Source organism: Pseudomonas sp. AD21 (assembly GCF_002878485.1).
Lineage (GTDB): Bacteria > Pseudomonadota > Gammaproteobacteria > Pseudomonadales > Pseudomonadaceae > Aquipseudomonas.
Genome location: NZ_NQYG01000008.1, coordinates 23684 through 45625, shown reverse-complemented (window position 1 = coordinate 45625; position 21942 = coordinate 23684). Strand labels below are relative to the sequence as shown.

Below are 21942 nucleotides of genomic sequence, written 5' to 3'. Positions count from 1 at the left end.
ATGGACATCAACCTCAGTGACCTGCATTTCCTGCGTCCGCTGTGGCTGTTGCTGGCATTGTTTGCGGCACTGCTGCCGCTGATCTGGCGCCGCAGCCGCGACCTGCAGCGGCGGCTGCGCGGCAACATCGCCGAGCATCTGCTACCGCACCTGTTGGTCACTCCGCAGGATCACCAGCGCCTGCGTCCGGTGCATTGGCTGTGTACGCTGCTGATACTCGGCGCCATCGCCGCCGCCGGGCCGACCTGGGAGCAGGATCGTCCGGACTTCCTGGAGAACCGTGCGCCGCTGATTGTCGCCGTCGACTTGTCACCATCGATGGACGCCGCAGACGTGCAACCGACACGCCTGGAAGCGGCCAAACATAAGCTCCACGATTTGATCCAGCGCCGCGCCGGTGCCCGCACGGCGTTGATCGCCTACGCCGGGAGCGCGCATCTGGTGCTGCCGCCGACCGACGATCCGGCGCTGCTCGACAGCTTCATCCAGGCCTTGGGCACCGGGCTGATCGACAAACCGGGCAAGGACGTCGGCGCCGTCATCGAGCAAGCCAAACACCTGCTCAGCGCCGAGAAAACGCCCGGCACGCTGCTGCTGATCAGCGACGGCGCCGACACGGCGCAACTCGAGGGGCTCGACAAACAACTGCGCGGCAGCGCCTTGCAAGTGCTGGTGCTCGCGGTCGGCAACGAGGACGGCGGGGTCATTCAGGGCGCCAATGGCCAGCCGAAAATCGACAGCAACGGGCGCCCGGTGCTCGGCAGTTTCGATCAGGCGGCGCTCAAGCAATTGGCGTCCGCCGTCGACGCGCCGCTGGGCAGCCTGACCCTCGACGACGATGATCTGGACTGGATCGAATTGCACGCCCAACAGCACTTCCAGAGTGCCGGCGCCGAGCAGCAGGAACTGCACTGGAAAGACGCCGGTTACTGGCTGTGCTGGCCGCTGTTGCTGCTGGCACTGGTCGGCGTGCGCAAGGGCTGGAGCGTCAACTGGGTGCCGGCGCTGCTGTTGGCCGCAGGCCTTGGCTGGCCGGCCGCACCGGCGCAGGCCAACGCGCTGACCGATGCCTTCTTCACCCGCGATCAGCAAGGACGCTGGGCCTTCGAACATGAGCACTGGCCGCAAGCGGCGGCGCTGTTTGTCGATCCGTACTGGAAAGGTGTGGCGGCGTATCACGCGTCTGACTACGACCTTGCACTGGCGACCTTTGCCCGGCTGGACACGCCGCAGGCTTACTTTTATCTGGGCAACATCTACGTGCGGCGCTTCAAGTTCGTTCAGGCGATTGCCGCCTACACCCAGGCCTTGAAGCTGCAACCACAGTTCCCTGAAGCCACGGCCAATCTGGCGCTGGCGCAGGCCCTGCTCAAGGACACCGACAGCGCCGAGAAAAACGCCCCCGAGACCAAACCGGACGAAGTGAAATTCGACAAGGCACCGGGCAAGGGCCAAAGCAAAAAGGTCGAGACCGAACAAGCGGCGTCGGATGCGTTGTGGCTGCAGAACCTGAACACCTCGCCGGCGAAATTCCTCAAGCAGAAGTTCAGCTTGCAGGATCAGGCGGGAGGCAAGCCATGAACCTGAACCCCAGTTGGAGCGAGCCTGCTCGCGAAGAGGCCAGATCAGTGGCCGCAAAAATCAGCAGCCTGCTGCTGCCCAGCCTGCTCAGCCTGAATGCCTTCGCCGCCACCCCGCAACTCAAAGTCCAGGCCCACCTGCAACCCGCCGAAGGCGCCATGGTCGGTGGCCTGGTCGAGCTGCAAGTCGACGTGCTCACCGACACCTGGTTCACCAGCGCTGCCACCCTGCCCGACTTGAAACTCGACGGCGCGCTGGTGATGCCGTCCGACGGCCAGACGCAGCACCTGAACCAGACCTTCGACGGTCAATCCTTCAGCGGCATGCGCTACAGCTACCTGATCACCCCGAATGTCGCGCAGCGCTACGACATTCCTGCACTGACCGTCAGCGCAACGCCGGGTCAGGCCAGCACCGCGATCAGTGCGCAAAGCCAACCGCTGCAGTTCAGCGCCGCCCAGCCGCCCGGTTTCAACCCCGGAGAAACACCGTTGGTGGCCAACGGCGTGCGCTTTACCCAGAGCGTGATCAACTCGGCAACGCCATTGAAAGTCGGCGACAGCATCACCCGCCAACTGACCTTGCAAGCCGACGGCGCATTGGCGATGGCCCTGCCCGTGCCGATGCTGGGTGACGTCGCCGGCCTGAGTCGCTATGTGAAAACCCCGCAAGTGAGCAACCTCGATGACGGGCGCGGCGACATTCTCGGCGGCCAGCGCATCGACAACGTCACCTACCGCATCGACAAGGCCGGCACGCACACGCTGGCCGCCATCGAGGTGAAATGGTGGGACGCCAAAACCCGACAGTCGCGCACCACGCAAGTACCGGCGGTGACATTCGAAGCGGCAGCCAACAGCGCCGACAAACCGGTGTTTTCGATCACCGAAGACCTCAAGCAACTGGGCCGCAACAACCTGTATTTCTCCACGAAGTGGCTGCTGTGGCTGGCGCTGCTCGCGGCCGTTGTTAGCGGCGGTTACTGGCTGCGCCTGGCCATCCTGCGCGCGCACCGGCAATGGCAGGCACGCCAGCACGCGCGGCAACTGGCCCGGGAACACTCGGCGGATTTCGCCTGGCAGCAAATCGAGCCGCAACTGCAAGCGCAACCGGCGCAATTGACTGCGCTGTACCTGTGGCTGCGGCGCAGCCGGCTGGGGCTGAAGCTGCTCGATGCCGGCCCACGTCTGCAAGGCCTGTTGCGCGGCCTTTACGGTCGCGAACCGACACCCGGGCAAACACTCGTTCAGCTGAGCCAATCGTTGGCTACGCTTCACAGTCAGGCCAGGCAACAGCAGCACAAACCGGCCCCGGCCCTGCGCCCGCTCAACCCCGTCCATGAAAAGGATTTCCCATGACGAACCCGCCACAGCACCGTCAACGCTTCAGTCTTGCGCTGTGGTTTGCGCTGGCATTGCCACTGCTGGCCCAGGCCACGGAACCCCTGCCGTCATGGAATGAGGGACCAGCAAAAAGCAGCATCATCGAGTTCGTGCAAGCGATCACCGACCAGAGCAGCAAGGACTTCGTCAAACCCGCCGAGCGCATTGCCGTTTTCGACAACGACGGCACCCTGTGGAGCGAGCAGCCGATGTATTTCGAGCTGCTGTTCGCCCTCGATGAAGTCAAACGCAACGCAGCGCAACACCCGGAATGGCAAACCACCCAGCCCTTCAAGGCGGTACTGGAAAACGACCACAAGGGGCTGGCCGCCGCCGGCATGGACGGTTTGCTGAAGATCGTCGGCGCGACCCACACCGGCATGACCACCGACGCTTTCGATGACCACGCCAAGACCTGGTTGAGTCAGGCGCGCCACCCGAAGACCGGCAAGCCCTACACCGAAATGATCTTTCAGCCGATGCTGGAAATGCTCGATTACCTGCGCAGCCAGGACTTCAAGACCTACATCGTTTCCGGTGGCGACACCGCGTTCATGCGCGCCTTTGCCGAGAAGGTCTACGGCATTCCGCCGGAACAGGTGATCGGCACCACGTTCGTCACCGCGTTCCAGCTCAAGGACGGCAAGGCCTCGATCCTGCGCACGCCGAAACTGGCGCACAACGACGACGGCCCAGGCAAACCGGAAAGTATCGATGCGGTGATCGGCAAACGGCCGATCCTCGCCTTCGGCAATTCCGACGGCGACCTGCAGATGCTGCAGTGGACCGCCGCCGGCCCGGGCAAGCGCTTGATGGGCCTGGTGCACCACACCGACGCCAAGCGCGAGTGGGCCTACGACCGCAAATCAGACATTGGCCGGCTCGACAAGGCCCTCGACGAAGCGAATTCCCGCGGCTGGACCGTGGTGGACATGGCGACCCAATGGCGCCGGATCTATCCGTTCGATCCACCGGCAAACGAGCAGGTGCAATAAGAAAAAGCGTGATGCAGGACTGCAAGAAACGTAAGTCGCAATAAACGACCCCCACAAAAAGGAGCAAGTCAGATGACTCGCATACGCAAGTGGCTACCGAAATTCGCCCTGGTGGCAACCTCGGTGATGGCGGTGTCGGCAACCGCCACAGCGGCCGAAAAACCCAACATACTGGTGATCTTTGGCGATGACATCGGCCAGACCAACATCAGTGCCTATTCCATGGGCGTGGTGGGCTACAAGACCCCGAACATCGACCGGATTGCCAAAGAAGGCATGATGCTCACCGATTACTACGCCGAGAACAGCTGCACGGCGGGACGATCGTCGTTCATCACCGGGCAGACGCCGTTGCGTACAGGGCTGTCGAAAGTCGGCGCGCCGGGCGCTACTGTAGGCCTGCAAAAACGCGACATCACCATCGCTCAGGCTCTCAAATCGCAGGGTTACGCCACCGGGCAGTTTGGCAAAAACCACCTTGGGGACAAGGACGAATACCTGCCGACCAACCATGGCTTCGACGAATTCTTCGGCAACCTCTATCACCTCAACGCCGAAGAGGAGCCCGAACGCCCCTACTGGCCCAAGGATGACCCGGATTTCGTCAAGGCCTACTCTCCGCGTGGCGTCATTCACAGTTTTGCCGACGGCAAGATCGAAGACACCGGCGCCCTGACCACCAAGCGTATGGAAACCATCGACGACGAAACCACCGCGGCTGCGCAAGCGTTCATCGAAAAGCAGGCCAAGGCGGACAAACCATTCTTTGTCTGGATGAACACGACTCGCATGCACCTGTTCACCCACGTGCGTGATTCGATGAAAGGCCAAAGCGGCATGCCCGGCAACGAATACGCGGACGGCATGCTTGAACATGACGGCGACGTCGGCAAACTGCTGAAAACCCTCGACGACCTGAAAATCGCCGACAACACCATTGTTGTCTACACCACCGACAACGGCCCGAACCAGTTCTCCTGGCCGGACGCGGCGACCACCCCGTTCCGCAACGAGAAGAACTCCAATTGGGAAGGTGCGTACCGGGTCCCGGCGATGGTCCGCTGGCCGGGCAAGATCAAGCCAGGTGAGGTCTCCAACGAGATGTTCTCGGGCCTGGACTGGTTCCCGACGCTGCTGGCCGCTGCGGGCGATACCGACGTCACGAGCAAGCTGCTGAAGGGCTGGGCGCCGACCAGCGGCGGCAACACCTTCAAGGTGCATCTGGACGGTTACAACCAGTTGCCTTACCTGACTGGCCAGCAACCCAACGGTGAACGTAAGGAGTTCTACTACTTCAACGACGACGGCATGCTGGTTTCGATGCGCTTTGGCAACTGGAAAGCGGTATTCGCCGAGCAGCGTGCACCGGGTGGCTTCGCCGTATGGAGCAACCCGTTCACACCGTTGCGTGTGCCGAAAATATTCAACTTGAGAATGGACCCGTATGAGCGCGCCGACGTGGTCTCGGATCAGTACTATGACTGGTCGACCAAGAACGTTTATCTCGTCGCGGTAGCAACGACGAAGGCCGCGCGTTTCCTCCAGACCTTCATCGAGTACCCGCCCAGCCAGAAACCGGCGAGCTTCAGCATCGACCAGATCCGTGCTGCGGTTGACGCCAGGATTGCCGAGAAAATGAAAGCGGCACCAGCTGCACAGTAAACCGCTGGAGCGCCGCCCGTCCTCAGCGGCGGGCGGCCCTGTTTCACACGTGGGACCGTGTCGGCCTCATTCGCGAGCAGGCTCGCTCCCACAGGGATTTTCGCAACGCCCGAGATCCACTGTGGGAGCGAGCCTGCTCGCGAAGAGGCCAGCACCGTCACCGCCATTTCCGAATTGAAATAAGGCAATCCGCATGTCCTCACGTATCGCCAGCAAACCGTCGGCCATACCCGCCCCGCAAGTCGCCAGCGCCGCGCTGCTGATTCCTGCCCTGCTGCTGTGCCTTTCCGGTGCCGCAGCGCTTGTGTATCAAGTGTTGTGGATCAAGCAGCTGTCGCTGGTGGTCGGGGTCGAGGTCTACGCCATCACCACCGGTATCAGCGCGTTTTTCGCCGGCCTGGCGATCGGTGGCTGGCTGTTCGGGCGCTGGGCCGATCGTCTGCAACAGCCGGTTCTGCTCTACGCCGGGCTGGAGGTGCTGGTGGCGCTACTTGGCGTTGCCGCGACGGTGACCATGAGCCTGGCGGCCAGCCCGTTTGCCTGGCTGCAAGGTCACGTCGGCCTGTTGGCGTGGCTGCTGCCATTTCTACTGGTCGGCATCCCGGCGGTCTTGATGGGCGGTACGTTGCCGGTGCTGGTGCGCTCGCTGGCGACTGCCCCGGACAAGGCCGGCGGTCAGTTGTATGCCGCAAACACGTTGGGCGCGATTGTCGGCACCCTGCTCGCCGCATTCGTGCTGATCGCCACCCTCGGCGTGCGCGGTAGCGCGCTGTTTGCCGCGATGCTCAATCTGCTGGCCGCCGCCGGTGCGCTGTGGCTGCAGCGTCAGCACCTGACGATACCTGTTGCCCCGGTCAAACATCATGCGGAGAAAGCCACGGATCGCACTGCGCTGTGGTTGTACTCCATCGCCGGCGGCGTGGCGCTGGGCTACGAAGTGGTCTGGTCGCAATCGATCGTGCAGTTCATGAGCACCCGCACCTATGCGTTTGCCGTGGTCCTCGCCACTTACCTGAGCGGGCTGTTCCTCGGCAGCGCCCTGCTCGCCCGTCGCGTCGAGCGCATTCGTGATCCGTGGGGTGTGTTCGGGCTGTTGATTGCCGGTGCCGGGCTGATCGCACTGCTGGAGATCGCCCTGCTCGGTCGCTGGCTGGTGGTGGCGCAAAGCCTTGCCGAAGAAACGCTGCGGTCGATGGGCGCCAGTGAACTGGTCGGCATGAGCGCACGTTTTGCCGTGGCGGCGCTGAGCATTGTGTTTGTGCCGACCTTGTTGCTGGGCGCAGCTTTCCCGCTGGCACTGCGGCTGAGCGTCGGCCACGGGCATGTCGGTCGTGATGTGGGCGCCGTCGTGGCGTTCAACACGCTGGGCGGGATCGTCGGGGTGATGCTCTGCGGCTTTCTGCTGATCCCGTTGCTCGGCTTGGTACACACGCTGGGTCTGCTGGCGATCATCGCCGCCGGCATCGGCTACATGGCCGTGCGCAAGGGTCACCACGTCAAGAAAGGCCGACGTCAGGCGGTGGTTGCATTGGGGCTGGTGTCGGTCGCGCTGGCCGTGCTGACGCCGGTCGACAAACTCGCCAGCCTGTTGCCCGGTGCGCGCAACGGCACGCTGGCGTTCTATGAGGAAGGCCGAGGCGGTACGGTGGCGGTGGTCGCGCAGGGCCGTGGCGAAAACGCTTTCCACCGTTTGTACATTCAGGGCGTGTCCAACACTGGCGATGCCATGCCGTCGCTGCGCTACATGCGTATTCAGGCCCTGTTGCCGCTGCTGATTCACAACGGCGAACCGCGTTCGACGCTGGTGATCGGCTTCGGCACCGGCATCACCGCCGGTGCAATGTTGCGCTATCCCGGGCTTGAGCATCGAGTGGTCGCCGAGCTGTTGCCGTCGGTGGTCAAAGCCGCGCCGCTGTTCAAAGGCAATTTCAACGCGGCCAGCAATCCCGGGGTTGATGTGCGCCTGCGTGATGGCCGCCAGGAACTGCTGCGCAGTCCGCAGACATACGACCTGATCACCCTCGAACCGCCCCCGCCCTCGGCGGCTGGCGTGGTCAATCTGTATTCGCGGGACTTCTATCAGTTGGCGGCCAGCCGCTTGCAGCAACAAGGCATCGTCGCGCAATGGCTGCCGCTGCCGACGCAGAACATCGATGACTCACGCTCGCTGGTACGCAGCTTCCTCGACGTGTTCCCGTATGCCTCGCTGTGGTCCAGCGAGTTCCACGAGATGCTGCTGGTTGGCTCGCTGCAACCGATGGAACTGGACGCGGCGAAAATCACCGAGCGCTTCCAGCAGGACAGCGTGCGCAGCACCTTGCAGGATGTCGGGATCGGCTCGGCGGCGGCGTTGCTCGCGACCTGGGTCACCGACCGTGCAGGCCTTGAACGTTTCGCGGCGAATGCCCCGGCGGTGACGGACGATCAGCCGCGCATCGAATACGCACCGTGGGTGCGCAGCAAGGAAATCACCCGGGTGCTGCCGGCGCTGCTGGACCTCTATCAACCGCCGACACTGGTCAATGCCGATGCCGGATTCAGTGAGCGGATGCAAACGCACCGTCAGCGTCTGATGCAGTTTTACCGCGCGAGCCTGCATGCGTATGACGGAGATCGGGATGCGTGGGGGCGGGATATGCGTGAAGTGATGCGTTGGGATGGCGGGAATCCGTACTTCCGTTGGTTTACCGGACAATAACCCGTTGCCTGATAGAGCGCTTTCGCGATCAGGCTCGCTCCCACACTGAACTGTGTCGTGCACAAATCCAATGGGGGAGCGAGCCTGCTCGCGAAGCTTTCAGCGGTTATTTGGAGTTGGCCCTGAGCTTCACATACATCTGATGCATGTCATTGGCCCAGCCGTCGATCACTGGCTTGACGTCGGTTGCCTTCATTGCCTGGGTGTCATTTTCCAGCGGTTTGCCGGTGCCTTTGCGTACCACTTGCGCCACGACCTTGTTGGTCGCGCCATCGAGGAACACCGCTTCAGTGGCCAGGGTGGTTTCCTGATCGCGGATACCGCTGGCGGTGCTGACTGCCGCCGCCACCAGGGCAATCGGGATCACTTCATAAGCGTGCAGGCCTTCGGTCTTGCTGCTCACGGCGGTGATCGCCGCACGCACCACGATCACGCCCGGGCCTGGACCGGTAGCCAACGGCAGGTCTTTGCCGATTTCACGCTTGAGCGCCTGATCGTAGTAGGAGGTGATGCCGTTGAGGGTTTGCTGGGAGATCTTCGCGGTCGGTTGGGGTTTGGGATAGAGCTGAGTCGGCTCGATGTAGGCACTGGTGAATTTTTTGATGTCGACCTTGGGGTCGATCCAGCGCATCACTTCGGCACCGGACGGGGATTTGGCCTCCTTGAGTTGGCTGTAGTCCTTGAGGAAGCCGGAATACTCGTCGGGAGCGACGGTTTTGCTGGAACAGCCCACCACGCCGAGGGTGGCAATGCAGAGGGTGCCCATCATTACTGCTAGCTTCATGCTGTAACTCCTGTCAGAAGGCCAGAAACTTTTTGGATTGGGGGAGTTACAGGTATAGCTAAAACCCCGGCAATTGCGATTCGAAAACACAAAATTCAACTCAGGCTGCGCGGCGGATCACAACCGTCATTTGACAGACGCCGAGCATCCGGCAAAGCTGCATCGAGCTTGAACGCACGCCAGATGGCAAATGCACCTGGACCATGGAAGTCGTAATGCCCAAGCATAAAAATAAAACCGTGCAGCCTGATCCCGATTCATCCCGACCGTCATTCTCCCGCTTGTTCTTCCCTGTTGCGATTGGCGTATTGCTGGCCGCCGTGGCAGGCATCGGCTGGGTTCTCCTGAGCCCCGCGCCGGCGCCGGCCAGACCTGTACCGGTCGCCGCGCCTGTGGCTGCGCCCGCCAAACCGCAACCGGCAGTCGCCAGCAAACCGGCGACCCTGGTCGATGAACAGCAATGTCAGGCCTGTCACACCGAGCAGGTCAAGGACTGGCAAGGCTCGCATCATCAACTGGCGATGCAGGCAGCCACTGCCGAGACCACGCTCGGCGACTTCAACAACATCACGTTCAAGGCGCAAAACGAGACCACGCGGTTCTCGCGCAAGGGCGACGAATTCTGGGTCAATACGCCCGGCATCGACGGCAGGAACGCCGACTTCAAGGTCGCCTACACCTTCGGCATCGCGCCGCTGCAGCAGTACCTGATCGAAGTGGGCGAAGGCCGCTTGCAGGCGCTCGGCGTGGCATGGGATACCGAGCAGCACCGCTGGTTTCACCTCTACCCCGGCCAGGGCGTGAACTTCAAGAACCCGCTGCACTGGAGCAAACCGAGCCAGAACGCCAACTTCATGTGCGTCGAATGCCACACCACCGGCTTCAAGCGCAATTTCGACGCGGTCAGCAACACCTTCAACAGTCAGTGGAACAGCCTCGGTGTCGGCTGCCAGGCCTGTCACGGCCCGGCATCGAATCACCTGCAATGGGAGCAGAACAAGGACGACCTGATCCACAAGGGCTTTGCCGTCGACCTCAAGGACAACAACGCCACGGTCGAGATCGAGACCTGCGCGCGTTGCCATGCCCGCCGTGCGCCGTTGGGCGATGGTTACACGGTCGGCAAGCGTTTGATGGACGACTACCTGCCGAGCACCCTCACCCGCGAACTGTATGCGCTGGACGGCAAGATCAAAGATGAAGTGTTCGAGCACGGCTCGTTCCTGCAAAGCAAAATGTTCGACAAGGGCGTGCGTTGCAGCAATTGCCACAACCCGCACAGCACCGAACTCAAGGCACCGGGCAACGCGGTCTGCCTGCAATGCCACAACAGCGCCGGCAAAACCTCGGTCGCAGGCGTCGACGGCAAGGGCCTGCTGGCAAAGAATTACGACTCCGTCGAACACACCCGCCACACCATGGGCCAGCCCGGCTCGCAGTGCATCGATTGCCACATGCCCGGCAAGCTCTACATGGGCAACGACTTGCGTCACGACCACAGTTTCAGCATTCCCAATCCCGAACGTGCGCAAAAGCTCGGCACCCCGGATGCCTGCCTGACCTGCCATCAGGGCAAGGCCGGCGACAAGGTCACCGCGCAGTTCAAACTGTGGAGTGCTTCAACCGCCCCACAGGCGCCGCGTTATGACGAAAGCCTGTGGCTGATCCGCAATGGTCAGCCCGGCGCTGCCAACGCGTTGTACGAGCAATTGCAGCGCAGCAACCTGCCGGCGATCCAGCGTGCCACGTTGCTGGCGGAACTGCCGTTGTACCCGAGTGAGCAGGCGTTGAAACTGGCGACCCAGGACCTGCAAAGCCCCGAGCCGCAGGTGCGTGAAAGTGCGGTGCGGGCGATCAGTGCATTCCTGCCGCCACCGGAGCGTGCACCGCTGCTGACGCCGCTGTTGAATGACCCGGTTAAAGCAGTGCGCATCGTCGTCGCCCGCGACCTGCTGAGTGTGGCCCACAACAACGGCCTTGGCTCGGCGCAAGCCAATTGGGACGCGGCAATTGCCGAATACGAGGCGGTGCAGCAGAGCCTGCTGGAGCGTGCCGAGGCCAATCTGAATCTGGCCATGCTGTATCAGGCCAGCGGCCGCAGCGGTGAAGTCGAAGGCTTGCTGCGCAGCGCACTGCAACGTGATCCGGATTTCTACCCGGCGCTGGTGACGCTGATGCAATGGCTGGAGGCCAATGGCCGAGGACCAGAGGCGCAAACGCTGCTGAATGACAGCCTCAAGGCCCACCCGGACGCAGCGCTGTTGCAACACACCCGTGGCCTGTCACTGATTCGCGCCGGCAAGACCGCCGAGGCCATGACCGCGCTGCACAAAGCCGCGCATCTGGAGCCGCAGAACGCGCAGTACGGCTATGTGCTGGCGGTGGCGTTGCACGACAGCGGCAAGGTCGATGAAGCCTGCGAGGTGCTGGAGCGCCTGCTCAAGGTACAACCGGCGAACCACAATGCGCGGTTGTCGCTGATCCAGTACTACCTGGAGAACGGCCAGGAACCGAAGGCGCAGGTGCTGTTGCAGGGATGGAAGAGGATGAACATGGGTGATCCGGCGCTGAAGTGACCGGCCAATAAACGCCGATCACCTGTAGGAGTGAGCCTGCTCGCGATAGCGTTGTGTCAGTCACCATCAATGTCACTGACCCATTGCGATCGCGAGCAGGCTCACTCCTACAGTGGCGTTACCAGGAAGACGTCTCGCCGCTCTTCAACGCCATCTCCCGCCGACTGTTGGCGCGCATCGCCTTGATCAGCGACACCGAGCCCACCAGCAGGATTGCCGCGCCAAACAGGAAGTCGATGTTGTACAGCTGGAAGTCCTGCACCGGCCCCACCAGCACCACGCGCACCACGGCAATCGCTACCAGCGTCGCAAGGAAATCGATTCCCGGTTCGTCGCGATAGAACACGTGCAACAACGGCAGGCAAAGCACCAGCAGCAACAACAGCACCACCACCTTGAACGAGCCTTTGCGCTCGACGCTGAATGCGCATTCGTGCGGACCGTAGGCCTTGTAGTCCTCGTCGCGGATCATCGAGTTTTTCTCGTTGATGTACTCGACGCGGTTGTACTTCTGGATCGGCGTGAAGGTGTTGGACATCTCCATCAGCGTGGTGATGTTCTTGAAGCGCAGGTCGATGCGCTCGCTGCCCTTGAGGTAATACAGCACCGGCTTGTAGCCGTAGCGATACGTGTCGAAGGGGAATTCGGTGACCTGACCCTGTACGCCGATCGGCCTTGGCTCGAGTTCGGCGTAAGCGCTCTTCGTCGGCGACGCGAGGTTGCGGCTCAGCGGCTGAACCTTGACCTGCTCAAGGAAGATCGGCGTGACGCCGTACGACCACTGCAAGGGTTCCAGACGCAGGCGCAGTTCGTTGCGACCCAGGTCATAGCGGTTGAAGGTGCGTTCAGAGACCACCAGCGAGCCACTGAGCATGAACTCGCCGCGCAGGTTGTTGGTCACGCGCAAGGTCAGTTGATCCTTGCCCAGCAACGCCGCTTCGGTGGACGGCGGCGTGCCGCACCACGCAGTGCTTTCACCGGCGCCGCCCAACTGGCCGTCGCGGTTTTCCTTGATCACATAGAAGTAACTGGCCCACAGCGTCAGCATCAACAGCATTGCCGTGAGGCCCAAAATCTTTTTGCCCGCACTCACTACCCAGACTCCCTTCTTCGTTCCGTCGTCCAGCCGAAAACCCGCTGGCGACGGGGACTCTACCAAAAGGCCAGCATCGACCCAAGGGAAAATCCGGGAATGGTGCGGGATCTAAGGGTTTCCCCTGTATTGAAGGGGCCACTAGACAATTGTGGTGAGGGGATTTATCCCCGACCGGCTGCGCAGCGGCCGCAGAACCCGCCAACAGGTTTTAGCTGAAGAAATGCTTTGGCAGGTTTTAGGTCCGCTTCGCAGCCCATCGGGGATAAATCCCCTCACCACAAAGTATTTATCAGGCATTGGATATGTCAGCGTCTGCGGAACAAGGGGCGCGGTTCAATGACGGAGCGGCCGTACAGCACGCTCATTCCAGCCAGCCCTTTCAGCGCATCTTCAGCCGACTTGTCCTCACGCACCGCAAAGCTGTCGAACCCGCACTGGCGCATGTGGCTGAGCTGATCACGCAACACATCGCCGATCGCCCGTAGCTCCCCGGCCCAACCAAAACGGCTGCGCAGCAGATACGCCTGGCTGTAGGCGCGACCGTCGCGAAAGTTCGGGAAGTCCAGGGCAATCAACGGCAGCGAAGCCAGCCACGGCACCACACTTTCAACCTCATCGTCCGGCCCCAGCCACACCGCGTGGGTCGAGGGCGACTGCAGCCAGTGCGCCAGCGGCAGGATCAGCAACCCTTGCGACCTGCCCTGCTCCGGGTCACGCACCAGCGTCCACGGATCGTCCTCGACTTGCCGCGCGACGCCCTGTTCCAACCGCAGCAGATTGTTCATGCCGTCACCTCCAGCGCTTTCGGGTAGACCCGCTCCTTGAACGGTTCCAGGCCAATGCGCGCCACGGTGTCGACAAACAGCTCCTCGCTTTCGCGGTAACGCACAAAGGTGCCGATGATCCGCTCGATCACCTGCGGCACTTCGGCAGCGCTGAACGACGGGCCGATGACTTTGCCCAGCGTGCTGTTTTTACCCTGCGCGCCACCGAGGGTGATCTGATACCACTCGCTGCCGTTTTTATCGACGCCGAGGATGCCGATATTTCCGATGTGGTGGTGGCCGCAGGCGTTGATGCAGCCGGAGATGTTCAGGCTGATGTCGCCCAGGTCGTGCAGGTAGTCGAGGTTGTCGAATCGCGCCTGAATCGCTTGGGCAATCGGGATCGATTTGGCGTTGGCCAGCGCACAGAAATCGCCGCCCGGGCAGGCGATGATGTCGGTCAGCAGACCGACATTGGCACTGCCCAGGCCACGCTCGCAGGCCAGTTGCCAGAGCGGGTACAGGTCAGACTTCTGTACATCGGGCAGGACGATGTTCTGTTCGTGGGCGATGCGAATCTCGCCAAAACCGAAGCGCTCCGACCAGTCGGCGACGGCCAGCATCTGCTGTCCGGTAACATCCCCCGGCGGCGCGGCCAGGCCCGGTTTGGTCGACAGCACCACGCTGGTGTAACCGGGTTTTTTGTGCGGTTGCACGTTACGCGCCACCCAACGAGCGAACGCCGGGCTCTCGGCCAGGCGCGTGCCGAAGTCCAGATCAGTGTCGGCCAGGGTGTGATAGATCGGCGGCACGAACGCACTGGCGACCCGCTCGTATTCAGCCTCGGTCAACTGCGCCGGGCCATCCTTGAGGTGCTGCCATTCTTCTTCGACTTCCCGGGCGAACGCCTCGATGCCCAGCGCCTTGACCAGAATCTTGATCCGCGCCTTGTACTTGTTGTCACGCCGGCCATGGCGGTTGTAGACCCGCAAGATCGCTTCGACGTAAGACAACAGATGCTGCCACGGCAAGCCTTCGCGGATCTGCAGACCGAGAATCGGCGTGCGCCCCAACCCGCCGCCGACGATCACCCGCAGGAGCATTTGCCCCTCGCGCCCGGGATAAAGATACAGGCCGATGTCGTGCATCATGATCGCCGCGCGATCCTGCTTCGCCGAGCAAATGGCGATCTTGAACTTGCGTGGCAGGAAGAGGAATTCCGGGTTGATCGTCGACCACTGCCGGAGGATTTCTGCCAACGGACGCGGATCGATCATCTCGTCCGCCGCGACCCCGGCAAAGGCCTCGGTGGTGATGTTGCGCACGCAGTTGCCGGAGGTCTGGATCGCATGCATGTTGACCTGCGCCAGACGTTCGAGAATGTCCGGCACTTCGCTCAGTTCGATCCAGTTGAATTGCAGGTTCTGCCGGGTGGTGAAGTGGCCGTAACCGCGATCGTAATCGGCGGCGATGCTCGCAAGGGTGCGCATCTGTTCGGCACTCAACGTGCCGTAGGGAATCGCCACCCGCAGCATGTACGCGTGCTTTTGCATGTACAGGCCGTTCTGCAGGCGCAGCGGCAGGAACTCCTCCTCGCTCAACTCGCCGGCCATGAAGCGCTCGACCTGATCGCGAAACTGCGCAACGCGCTCGAACACCAGCGCCCGGTCGTAATCATCGTATTGATACATGCACACCTCATCAGAATTGATCACAGATCAAAACTGTGGGAGCGAGCCTGCTCGCGAATGCGGAGTGTCAGGCAACGGATTTATTGTCTGACACTCCGCATTCGCGAGCAGGCTCGCTCCCACAGGATTTTCCCAGACTATGGCCGAACGGCGCAGCACGTTACAGATTCACCTGAAACGATAAAAACCGTATCAGGGCGCGGCAGAACGCCGCAGGCAGCCCCTTGATCTGATCCGTACAAATGAAATATTCCTGAGCCTGTTTTGTTTCTGGCGGTGTTCCTACAGTGCAGCTCATGCCAGACCGGGTGGCCTGGCAAGACTTTGCAACCGTGGAAGAACTGACCATGAGCACAGCAACAATCGGACCGGCTTATAACTACAAGGTCGTCCGCCAATTCGTTATCGCGACGGTTTTCTGGGGTGTCGTCGGCATGGCGATGGGGGTATGGATCGCCTCGCAACTGGTATGGCCGGACATGAACCTCGACCTGCCGTGGACCACCTTCGGCCGTTTGCGGCCGCTGCACACCAGCCTGGTGATTTTCGGCTTTGCCGGCAGCGCGCAATTCGCCGCCAGTTACTACGCGGTGCAGCGCACCTGCCAGGTACGGTTGTACTCGGACAAACTCGCGGCCTTCACCTTCTGGGGCTGGCAATCGGTGATCGTGATCATGCTGACCCCCCTGCCGATGGGCTACACCACCACCAAGGAATACGCCGAGATCGAATTCTCCGGCGCGGTGTGGATGGCGGTGGTCTGGGTCGCGTATGCCATCGTGTTTTTCACCACCGTGGTGCAGCGCAAGACCAAGCATATCTACGTCGGCAACTGGTTCTTCGGCGCGTTCATTCTGGTGATCGCCATGCTGCACGTGGTCAATCACCTGTCGATCCCGGTGGACTGGTTCAAATCCTATCCGGTGTATTCCGGGGCGACCGACGCCATGGTGCAATGGTGGTACGGGCACAACGCGGTGGGATTCTTCCTGACCACCGGGTTCCTCGGCATGATGTATTACTTCGTGCCCAAGCAGGTTAACCGTCCTGTGTATTCGTACCGGTTGTCGATCGTGCACTTCTGGGCGCTGATCACCCTGTACATCTGGGCCGGCCCGCACCACTTGCACTACACCGCGCTGCCGGACTGGGCGCAGTCACTCGGCATGGCGATGTCGCTGATCCTGCTGGCACCCAGCTGGGGCGGGATGATCAACGGCATGATGACCCTCTCGGGCGCCTGGCATAAGTTGCGCACCGACCCGATCCTGCGCTTTCTGGTGCTGTCGCTGGCGTTCTACGGCATGTCGACCTTCGAAGGCCCAATGATGGCGATCAAAACGGTCAACGCCCTCTCCCACTACACCGACTGGACCATCGGCCACGTCCACGCCGGCGCGCTCGGCTGGGTGGCGATGATCACCTTCGGCGCGACCTATCACATGGTGCCGAAAGTCTTTGGCCGCGAGCAGATGTACAGCACGCCGCTGATCAACCTGCACTTCTGGCTGGCGACCATCGGCACGGTGCTGTACATCGCGTCGATGTGGGTCAACGGTATCACCCAGGGCCTGATGTGGCGCGCGATCAACGAGGACGGCACGCTGACCTATTCGTTCGTCGAAGCGCTGCAGGCCAGCCATCCGGGGTTCATCGTGCGCTTTGCCGGCGGAGTGTTCTTCCTCAGCGGCATGTTGCTGATGGCCTACAACGTCTGGCGCACAGTGCGGGTGGCCGACGTGGCGCTGGCGCGCAGTCAGGCGCAGATCGCCTGAGGCAGGGAGCCGAAGATGTTCGAACTTTTCTTGAATCTGCTGGGGGTGGTGTTTCTGTGGCTGGCGGTGGAGTACTGCCTGCGCCATCAGACTTCAGAGAGCCTGGATGATGCGAGCATGGTGCCGTTTGCCGATGATCCGGAAGTGGCGCGGCGGGTGGAGCTGGCGACCGGAAAGACCGTGAAGGCTGTGGCGCCGGAAGAGGCAAAACCGGGCTGGATCAACCTCGAAATGTAGCGACACCACCTTCCACCTGCAGGAGTGAGCCTGCTCGCGATAGCGTCTGATCAGCCAACGCTAAAGTTGAATGACACACCGCCTTCGCGAGCAAGCCCGCTCCCACAAGGGGAATTTGCAAGTCCTTGAGATCTAGTTACGGTCGCGCGGAATCAGGCTCTGCAACTGCTGCGCCAGAAAATCCGCATCAAACACAAAGGTGTCCGGATCCTTCAAACCGTTGGTCTTGCGCCATTGCCACTCGCCGTTCGGCAGTCCCACCAGCGAAATACTGCCGTAACGCGCCGCCGTCAGGCCCATCACCGCCAGGGAAATCTGCCCGGCGCTGCCCATTACATCCGGCACGAACTCCACCGGTTTGCCGGCAATCACGATGCTCAGTTTTTCGGTCTTGAAGGTCGAGGTTTCCACCGGCGTGCTCGGCCCGAACGCGACGTAGGCCTCGCGGCTCACCTCCAGCAGGTCCGGCGCCTGCACCGGCTCCAGCCATTGCTGAATATGGCCGAACAGCTCGGTGATCCGGCTGGCCCACGCCTGCGACTGGGTTTCGAACAGTTGCTTCTTGTGCGCTTCACTCTCGGCATAGTGACGAAGCATTTCGCCCAGTTGTTGTACGTCGTTCATCGGTACGTTCCTCGGGGGAGAGCTTGCGAAACTCATAGTGACAGATCAACACGCCAGTGCGCGTAAAACCTCGAATGCCAACCCGCACCAATCTGGGACTGGCACGATGGACGGTAGGTCTTTTGCGCGGCCACCTGTCAGATCTGACAGTAGGCAAGCGGTACGCGAAGGTTTTAGATAAAACCAGAGAGCAATCCTTTGCGGAGCGAACGAAATGGCCAACCAGAACAACGATAGTCAACTGCTGAAGATCGACCCGGTGAAGATTCCGGGGTGGGTGTCACCGATCGAGCATCCGCAGAATGCGGACGGCGGGGTTCCGCTCGTGCTGGTCGCCGGTGGACTTATCCGGATTCTTGTCGATCCATGGACCAACCAGAGCCTGGAGGACAGTGCTCAGCTACTGCTCAACGAGTCGCAAACCATTGTTGCCACACAAATCATCGGACCAACGCAGCTGAATCAACCGTTCAGCATGAGTTTTGCGGCGTCGTTGCTGAGGGATGGAATCAACCTGCTGCGCCTGCGGGTGGCGCGGATCACGCAACCGATGCCCGAAACTTCAGAGCCGTTACGTGTGCTCTTCCATACACCTCGCCCAGGTGGAGAGATCGCCGGGGGCGGTGATAATCCGAACTTGCTGAAGGCCCTGCCGGCCGATGTCATCACCGAAGGCATCGATGCAGCACGTGCGGCACAAGGCGTGGCCGCTAGGCTGAGCTATGTCTACATGCGGGCGGGGGACGTCATCACTGTCGATCTTGACGGGCGCAATATCCAGCATACCGTGACCGAGGCACAGGCTGCCGTCGGTCAAGTGGTGATCACGCTGACCACCAATGACTTCTGGCAGGACAATGCCCGGTTCGCCTTGCGTTTTCGCGTCACCGACCTGCTCGGCAACTCCTCGGGGCCACAGGCGATCTGGTCGGCAACCACCTACGTCGATGTGCATATTCGTCGGCCGGTGCTGGATTTGCTTGCCCCCACAGTGCTCGAAGCCAGAGACGCCAACGGCACTGTGCTGAATTTTGTTCGCGACTTCTATGCAGCCCAGTACGCGACCGTCGAAGTGAAATACACCGGCTCGGCGCCGCGGCAATCGGTGAAGGTCTACTGGATAGGCCGCAATACCACTTATGCCAGTGAGGTTCAAATCGTCACCGCTGTCGGGCAGACCTTGCAGTTTCGGATTCCGCGCGAAGAAGTGGTCGACACCGTTGGCAGCAGCGCCAAGGTGTACTACACCGTCCGTTTACCGGACACCACCGAGGATCGCCCGTCCAAACCGCTGAACATAACCATTACCGGACAAAGGCATCACCTGCCGGAACCGACGCTGAATGCCGCCAAGGACAACCTGAGAACGTACTACCCGACGCTGGACGGTACTTACAAAGTACGAATATCGCTGACCGTTGAAACGATCCGCTATGACAGCGAGGAATTCTTCATCACCCAGCCGTCGTCCTATACCGACGTCGTCGTCCCGTCGAGCTGGATCCCGCCGAACAGGGGAAAACCCGGCCTGTTCAATTACACCCTCAGAAAGACGGGCACGGGCGAACCAATCATTTTTTCCTGGTACCTGCGAGTGACTCTTTAACACTTCGAAGCCTATCCCGGAACAACGCGCGATATTGCACTAAACAGGGGTTCTCATGAGTAAATTGCTGCTGTCACTGCTCATCGCGCTGCTATGGGGCTGCTCTCAAACCGCCACCCAGCTGCCAACCGAGATTGGCGTCAACAATGCCCGGCCCCGCACTGGTCCTGCTATCGCGACCTATCTGAACACGCTTTATGCACGGCAGTTTCCCAACTGCAACAAGATCGATTCACAACCGGCCTTTTTGTGTTCAGGTGTGACACTGCGGGTCACCGCCAGGGATCCGGCAGGCCAATACAAAGTCTGGGATCCGAGCCCAACCTCGGTAAAAAGCGGTGGTGTTTCATTCTCGTACCTGCGCCAGGATGCCAATTTCGGCCGACTGGCATGGGGTTACGGTAACGGCTATATCGTTTACCCGTTCCTGGAACAACCGGCGGGCAAGCTTCAGCTCCAAGTGTTGTGCTCTTACCCCATGGACGCGTGGGGCTGGCATCGCAGCGCAACCGCTGTGTGCGTTCCCACTCCGCAATATCCGAACGTCAGTGGCCATTGTCAGGATGCCGGTGTTTTAACCGCTGAGCAGTTCAAGGCAGCCTGGGATTATTCATACGAGAACAAAAATCTTCGTCAATGCGACTTCGATGTCAGGGATGAACGTAACCACCTCGCAGGCCCGGCATTTTATCAATCTCTCAGAGCCAAGACGTTGCTGGGAGAGACCGGCTTCGGCGAACAGAACGAAGTCATTATCAGCACTTGGGCAGCCGGGAGCGCCAACCAGCTTCCGATCATGGCCTTTTTCTTTATCGCCGGCGGCACCAATGCCGGCCTGGCAGACGCGCAGTACAACCAGCGTGACTTCTACAACTCGACCACCCCGAAAATCGTCGTCCCCATTATTCGCCTGACGCCTGCGACAAGCGCCGCAGCGCCGGCGGCTTTCACCTATTCGGCAGCAGATCAGGCGGTGGCTCAATGAATTTGCACCAACAAAACGGGCGAGAAAGATCAGGTTTCACCTTGATTGCCTTGCTCAATCGCTGCATGGCGCTGCCCTTCGGTGCCCCTGCAATCGCACAGGCAACGGAACCGGACTCCGTCATCGTGACCGTGGAGCGCTGTACTCGATACATCGCAAGTGCGAAATGGCTCTACCGTGACGATGAGTGGGTGTTTGCCATCACCCCAACGCCCTGTGCACGTCGTACCCCGGAACAAGCAACGCCGTTTCTGATGGATGAATTGCTGAGGGACTACTCCAACAGCCGCTACTGGTCCAATACCCACGGTCTTCGCCATCAATTGATCTGCCACCTGGCGATCACCCGCGACAAACCGGAGTGGAACATCGAACCGTGGCGGCCTGACGTGGGATATGCCCGAACGCTGGCAGCCGGCTGCAACCCTGTCGAGCCGTTGCCTGAACCTGCACCGTAACGCTTAACCGCGTTTTTGAACTGACAAACACAATCCCCATTTCAGGCCAGAGGCTCATCATGAGAAAAATAGCCGCAGCGTTTTTTATTGCATTACTGATGGGTTGCGTGCAGACCGCAACCCAACCGCCGGTGGCCATCGGCGTCAGTGGTGTTGAGGTGCTCAACGGCCCGGCCATCGCCACTCAGCTCAATACGCTTTACGGGCGCAAATTTCCCAACTGCAACAAGAGCGACTCCCAGCCAGCGTTCCTGTGTTCCGGTGTGACCCTGCGGGTGACGGTCAAAGATCCCGCCAACAAATACAAGGTTTGGGACCCAAGCCCGACATCTGTGACCAGTGGAGGCGTGTCCTTTTCCTACCTGCGTCAGGATGCCGACTTCGGCCGACTCGCCTGGGGCAATGGCAACGGCTACATTGTTTATCCGATCTTTGAGTCCCCCCAAGACAAGCTTGACCTCGATTATCTGTGTGCCTATGCCTACGATGCCTGGACCTGGACACGCCGGGCTGACGCCGTCTGCGCTGCCCACCCGAGCTATCCCGTGCAAAGTCAGCTCTGCCAGAACGCCGGTGTCACCACCGCAGAGCAATGGTATGCGGTCTGGAGGATAGCGGGAGGCAACCCGCACCAGCGGCAATGTGGCTTTGACGTCAGAGACGAGCGCAATCATCTGGCGGGCCCGGCGTTTTATCAATCCGTGCGCGCCAGGGCGTTTGTGAGTCTCACTGGCTACAATGAACACAATGAGTTGCTGATAAAAACCTGGTGCAATCCGACCTCCCCCGACCCGGCAAAATCATGTGCTTCGAGTTTTCCTCCCAACCGATTCCCCATCATGGCGTTCTTCTATGTTTATGGAGGCGCCAACGCCGGCCTGGCGGACGCGCAATACAACCAGCGCGACTTCTATAACTCGACCAACCCGAGAATCCTCGTGCCCATCATTCGGTTGACACCCTCCGCCAGTAACGGGGGTGCGGCGAGCTTTACGTTCGCGCCAGCGGATCAAGTGGTTACACAATGA

17 protein-coding genes are annotated in these 21942 nt (G+C 61.0%); 12 read left to right on the top strand and 5 right to left on the bottom strand.

The features are described from left to right. From PseAD21_RS07185 to PseAD21_RS07165, 5 genes are all read left to right on the top strand, one after another. Positions 1–1581, top strand: coding sequence for a VWA domain-containing protein (locus PseAD21_RS07185; protein ID WP_102355087.1), 1581 nt, complete (start codon positions 1–3; stop codon positions 1579–1581). Then, a complete protein-coding gene (locus tag PseAD21_RS07180; protein WP_102355086.1) occupies positions 1578–2939 on the top strand; it encodes a BatD family protein in 1362 nt (453 codons plus the stop codon). Before PseAD21_RS07185 ends, PseAD21_RS07180 begins: the two co-directional genes overlap by 4 nt. After that, the gene (locus tag PseAD21_RS07175) at positions 2936–3958 is read left to right on the top strand and encodes an HAD family phosphatase (protein ID WP_102355085.1); all 1023 of its coding nucleotides are present in this window, start codon (positions 2936–2938) and stop codon (positions 3956–3958) included. Before PseAD21_RS07180 ends, PseAD21_RS07175 begins: the two co-directional genes overlap by 4 nt. Before the next feature lie 72 nt (positions 3959–4030). Beyond that, a complete protein-coding gene (locus PseAD21_RS07170; RefSeq protein WP_102355084.1) occupies positions 4031–5620 on the top strand; it encodes an arylsulfatase in 1590 nt (529 codons plus the stop codon). Between the two features lie 193 nt (positions 5621–5813). Beyond that, positions 5814–8318 carry a fused MFS/spermidine synthase gene (locus PseAD21_RS07165; RefSeq protein ID WP_102355083.1) on the top strand — a complete coding sequence of 835 codons (2505 nt, stop codon included), beginning with the start codon at positions 5814–5816 and terminating at the stop codon, positions 8316–8318. 106 nt (positions 8319–8424) lie between these two features. Here the strand turns inward: PseAD21_RS07165 and PseAD21_RS07160 are convergent, their stop codons facing one another. Next, positions 8425–9102 (bottom strand): DUF3313 domain-containing protein, encoded by a 678-nt coding sequence (locus PseAD21_RS07160; protein WP_102355082.1) that lies wholly within the window; start codon positions 9100–9102, stop codon positions 8425–8427. 215 nt (positions 9103–9317) lie between these two features. Here PseAD21_RS07160 and PseAD21_RS07155 point away from each other — a divergent pair, with 215 nt between their 5' ends. Beyond that, entirely contained in the window at positions 9318–11678 is a 2361-nt protein-coding gene (locus PseAD21_RS07155; protein ID WP_102355081.1) for a tetratricopeptide repeat protein, read from the top strand. A 118-nt stretch (positions 11679–11796) separates the two neighbouring features. Here the strand turns inward: PseAD21_RS07155 and PseAD21_RS07150 are convergent, their stop codons facing one another. The 3 genes from PseAD21_RS07150 to PseAD21_RS07140 all read right to left on the bottom strand — a co-directional run bounded on the left by PseAD21_RS07150 (position 11797) and on the right by PseAD21_RS07140 (position 15229). Beyond that, positions 11797–12771 (bottom strand): hypothetical protein, encoded by a 975-nt coding sequence (locus PseAD21_RS07150; RefSeq protein ID WP_102355080.1) that lies wholly within the window; start codon positions 12769–12771, stop codon positions 11797–11799. A gap of 308 nt (positions 12772–13079) precedes the next feature. Then, positions 13080–13559, bottom strand: a complete 480-nt coding sequence (locus PseAD21_RS07145; RefSeq protein ID WP_102355079.1) for a DUF934 domain-containing protein — start codon at positions 13557–13559, stop codon at positions 13080–13082. Further along, positions 13556–15229 carry a nitrite/sulfite reductase gene (locus PseAD21_RS07140; protein WP_102355078.1) on the bottom strand — a complete coding sequence of 558 codons (1674 nt, stop codon included), beginning with the start codon at positions 15227–15229 and terminating at the stop codon, positions 13556–13558. Before PseAD21_RS07140 ends, PseAD21_RS07145 begins: the two co-directional genes overlap by 4 nt. A 347-nt stretch (positions 15230–15576) precedes the next feature. Here PseAD21_RS07140 and ccoN point away from each other — a divergent pair, with 347 nt between their 5' ends. Together ccoN and PseAD21_RS07125 are read left to right on the top strand one after the other, a co-directional pair. Next, entirely contained in the window at positions 15577–17004 is a 1428-nt protein-coding gene (gene ccoN / locus PseAD21_RS07130) for a cytochrome-c oxidase, cbb3-type subunit I (protein WP_102355077.1), read from the top strand. A gap of 15 nt (positions 17005–17019) precedes the next feature. Then, positions 17020–17241 carry a CcoQ/FixQ family Cbb3-type cytochrome c oxidase assembly chaperone gene (locus tag PseAD21_RS07125; protein ID WP_102355076.1) on the top strand — a complete coding sequence of 74 codons (222 nt, stop codon included), beginning with the start codon at positions 17020–17022 and terminating at the stop codon, positions 17239–17241. Positions 17242–17373: 132 nt separating this feature from the next. Here the strand turns inward: PseAD21_RS07125 and PseAD21_RS07120 are convergent, their stop codons facing one another. Then, positions 17374–17865 (bottom strand): hypothetical protein, encoded by a 492-nt coding sequence (locus PseAD21_RS07120; protein ID WP_102355075.1) that lies wholly within the window; start codon positions 17863–17865, stop codon positions 17374–17376. 214 nt (positions 17866–18079) lie between these two features. On the opposite strand from PseAD21_RS07120, the gene PseAD21_RS07115 reads away from it, so the two are divergent. From PseAD21_RS07115 to PseAD21_RS07100, 4 genes are read left to right on the top strand one after another with little or no spacing between them, the layout of a single operon-like run. After that, the gene (locus tag PseAD21_RS07115; protein ID WP_102355074.1) at positions 18080–19471 is read left to right on the top strand and encodes a hypothetical protein; all 1392 of its coding nucleotides are present in this window, start codon (positions 18080–18082) and stop codon (positions 19469–19471) included. A 55-nt stretch (positions 19472–19526) separates the two neighbouring features. Beyond that, on the top strand, positions 19527–20456 hold the full coding sequence (locus PseAD21_RS07110; RefSeq protein ID WP_102355073.1) for a halovibrin HvnC: 930 nt from the start codon (positions 19527–19529) through the stop codon (positions 20454–20456). Next, entirely contained in the window at positions 20453–20914 is a 462-nt protein-coding gene (locus PseAD21_RS07105; protein WP_102355072.1) for a DUF2599 domain-containing protein, read from the top strand. The genes PseAD21_RS07110 and PseAD21_RS07105 overlap by 4 nt, the downstream gene beginning before the upstream one ends. 59 nt (positions 20915–20973) lie before the next feature. Further along, on the top strand, positions 20974–21942 hold the full coding sequence (locus PseAD21_RS07100; protein WP_102355071.1) for a halovibrin HvnC: 969 nt from the start codon (positions 20974–20976) through the stop codon (positions 21940–21942).

Excerpts from the sequence above, each read along its gene's own strand:
- PseAD21_RS07185 (WP_102355087.1), top strand. The coding sequence starts at position 1 with ATGGACATCAACCTCAGTGACCTGCATTTCCTGCGTCCGCTGTGGCTG.
- PseAD21_RS07180 (WP_102355086.1), top strand. The coding sequence starts at position 1,578 with ATGAACCTGAACCCCAGTTGGAGCGAGCCTGCTCGCGAAGAGGCCAGA.
- PseAD21_RS07175 (WP_102355085.1), top strand. The coding sequence starts at position 2,936 with ATGACGAACCCGCCACAGCACCGTCAACGCTTCAGTCTTGCGCTGTGG.
- PseAD21_RS07170 (WP_102355084.1), top strand. The coding sequence starts at position 4,031 with ATGACTCGCATACGCAAGTGGCTACCGAAATTCGCCCTGGTGGCAACC.
- PseAD21_RS07165 (WP_102355083.1), top strand. The coding sequence starts at position 5,814 with ATGTCCTCACGTATCGCCAGCAAACCGTCGGCCATACCCGCCCCGCAA.
- PseAD21_RS07160 (WP_102355082.1), bottom strand. The coding sequence starts at position 9,102 with ATGAAGCTAGCAGTAATGATGGGCACCCTCTGCATTGCCACCCTCGGC.
- PseAD21_RS07155 (WP_102355081.1), top strand. The coding sequence starts at position 9,318 with ATGCCCAAGCATAAAAATAAAACCGTGCAGCCTGATCCCGATTCATCC.
- PseAD21_RS07145 (WP_102355079.1), bottom strand. The coding sequence starts at position 13,559 with ATGAACAATCTGCTGCGGTTGGAACAGGGCGTCGCGCGGCAAGTCGAG.
- PseAD21_RS07140 (WP_102355078.1), bottom strand. The coding sequence starts at position 15,229 with ATGTATCAATACGATGATTACGACCGGGCGCTGGTGTTCGAGCGCGTT.
- ccoN (WP_102355077.1), top strand. The coding sequence starts at position 15,577 with ATGAGCACAGCAACAATCGGACCGGCTTATAACTACAAGGTCGTCCGC.
- PseAD21_RS07125 (WP_102355076.1), top strand. The coding sequence starts at position 17,020 with ATGTTCGAACTTTTCTTGAATCTGCTGGGGGTGGTGTTTCTGTGGCTG.
- PseAD21_RS07120 (WP_102355075.1), bottom strand. The coding sequence starts at position 17,865 with ATGAACGACGTACAACAACTGGGCGAAATGCTTCGTCACTATGCCGAG.
- PseAD21_RS07115 (WP_102355074.1), top strand. The coding sequence starts at position 18,080 with ATGGCCAACCAGAACAACGATAGTCAACTGCTGAAGATCGACCCGGTG.
- PseAD21_RS07110 (WP_102355073.1), top strand. The coding sequence starts at position 19,527 with ATGAGTAAATTGCTGCTGTCACTGCTCATCGCGCTGCTATGGGGCTGC.
- PseAD21_RS07105 (WP_102355072.1), top strand. The coding sequence starts at position 20,453 with ATGAATTTGCACCAACAAAACGGGCGAGAAAGATCAGGTTTCACCTTG.
- PseAD21_RS07100 (WP_102355071.1), top strand. The coding sequence starts at position 20,974 with ATGAGAAAAATAGCCGCAGCGTTTTTTATTGCATTACTGATGGGTTGC.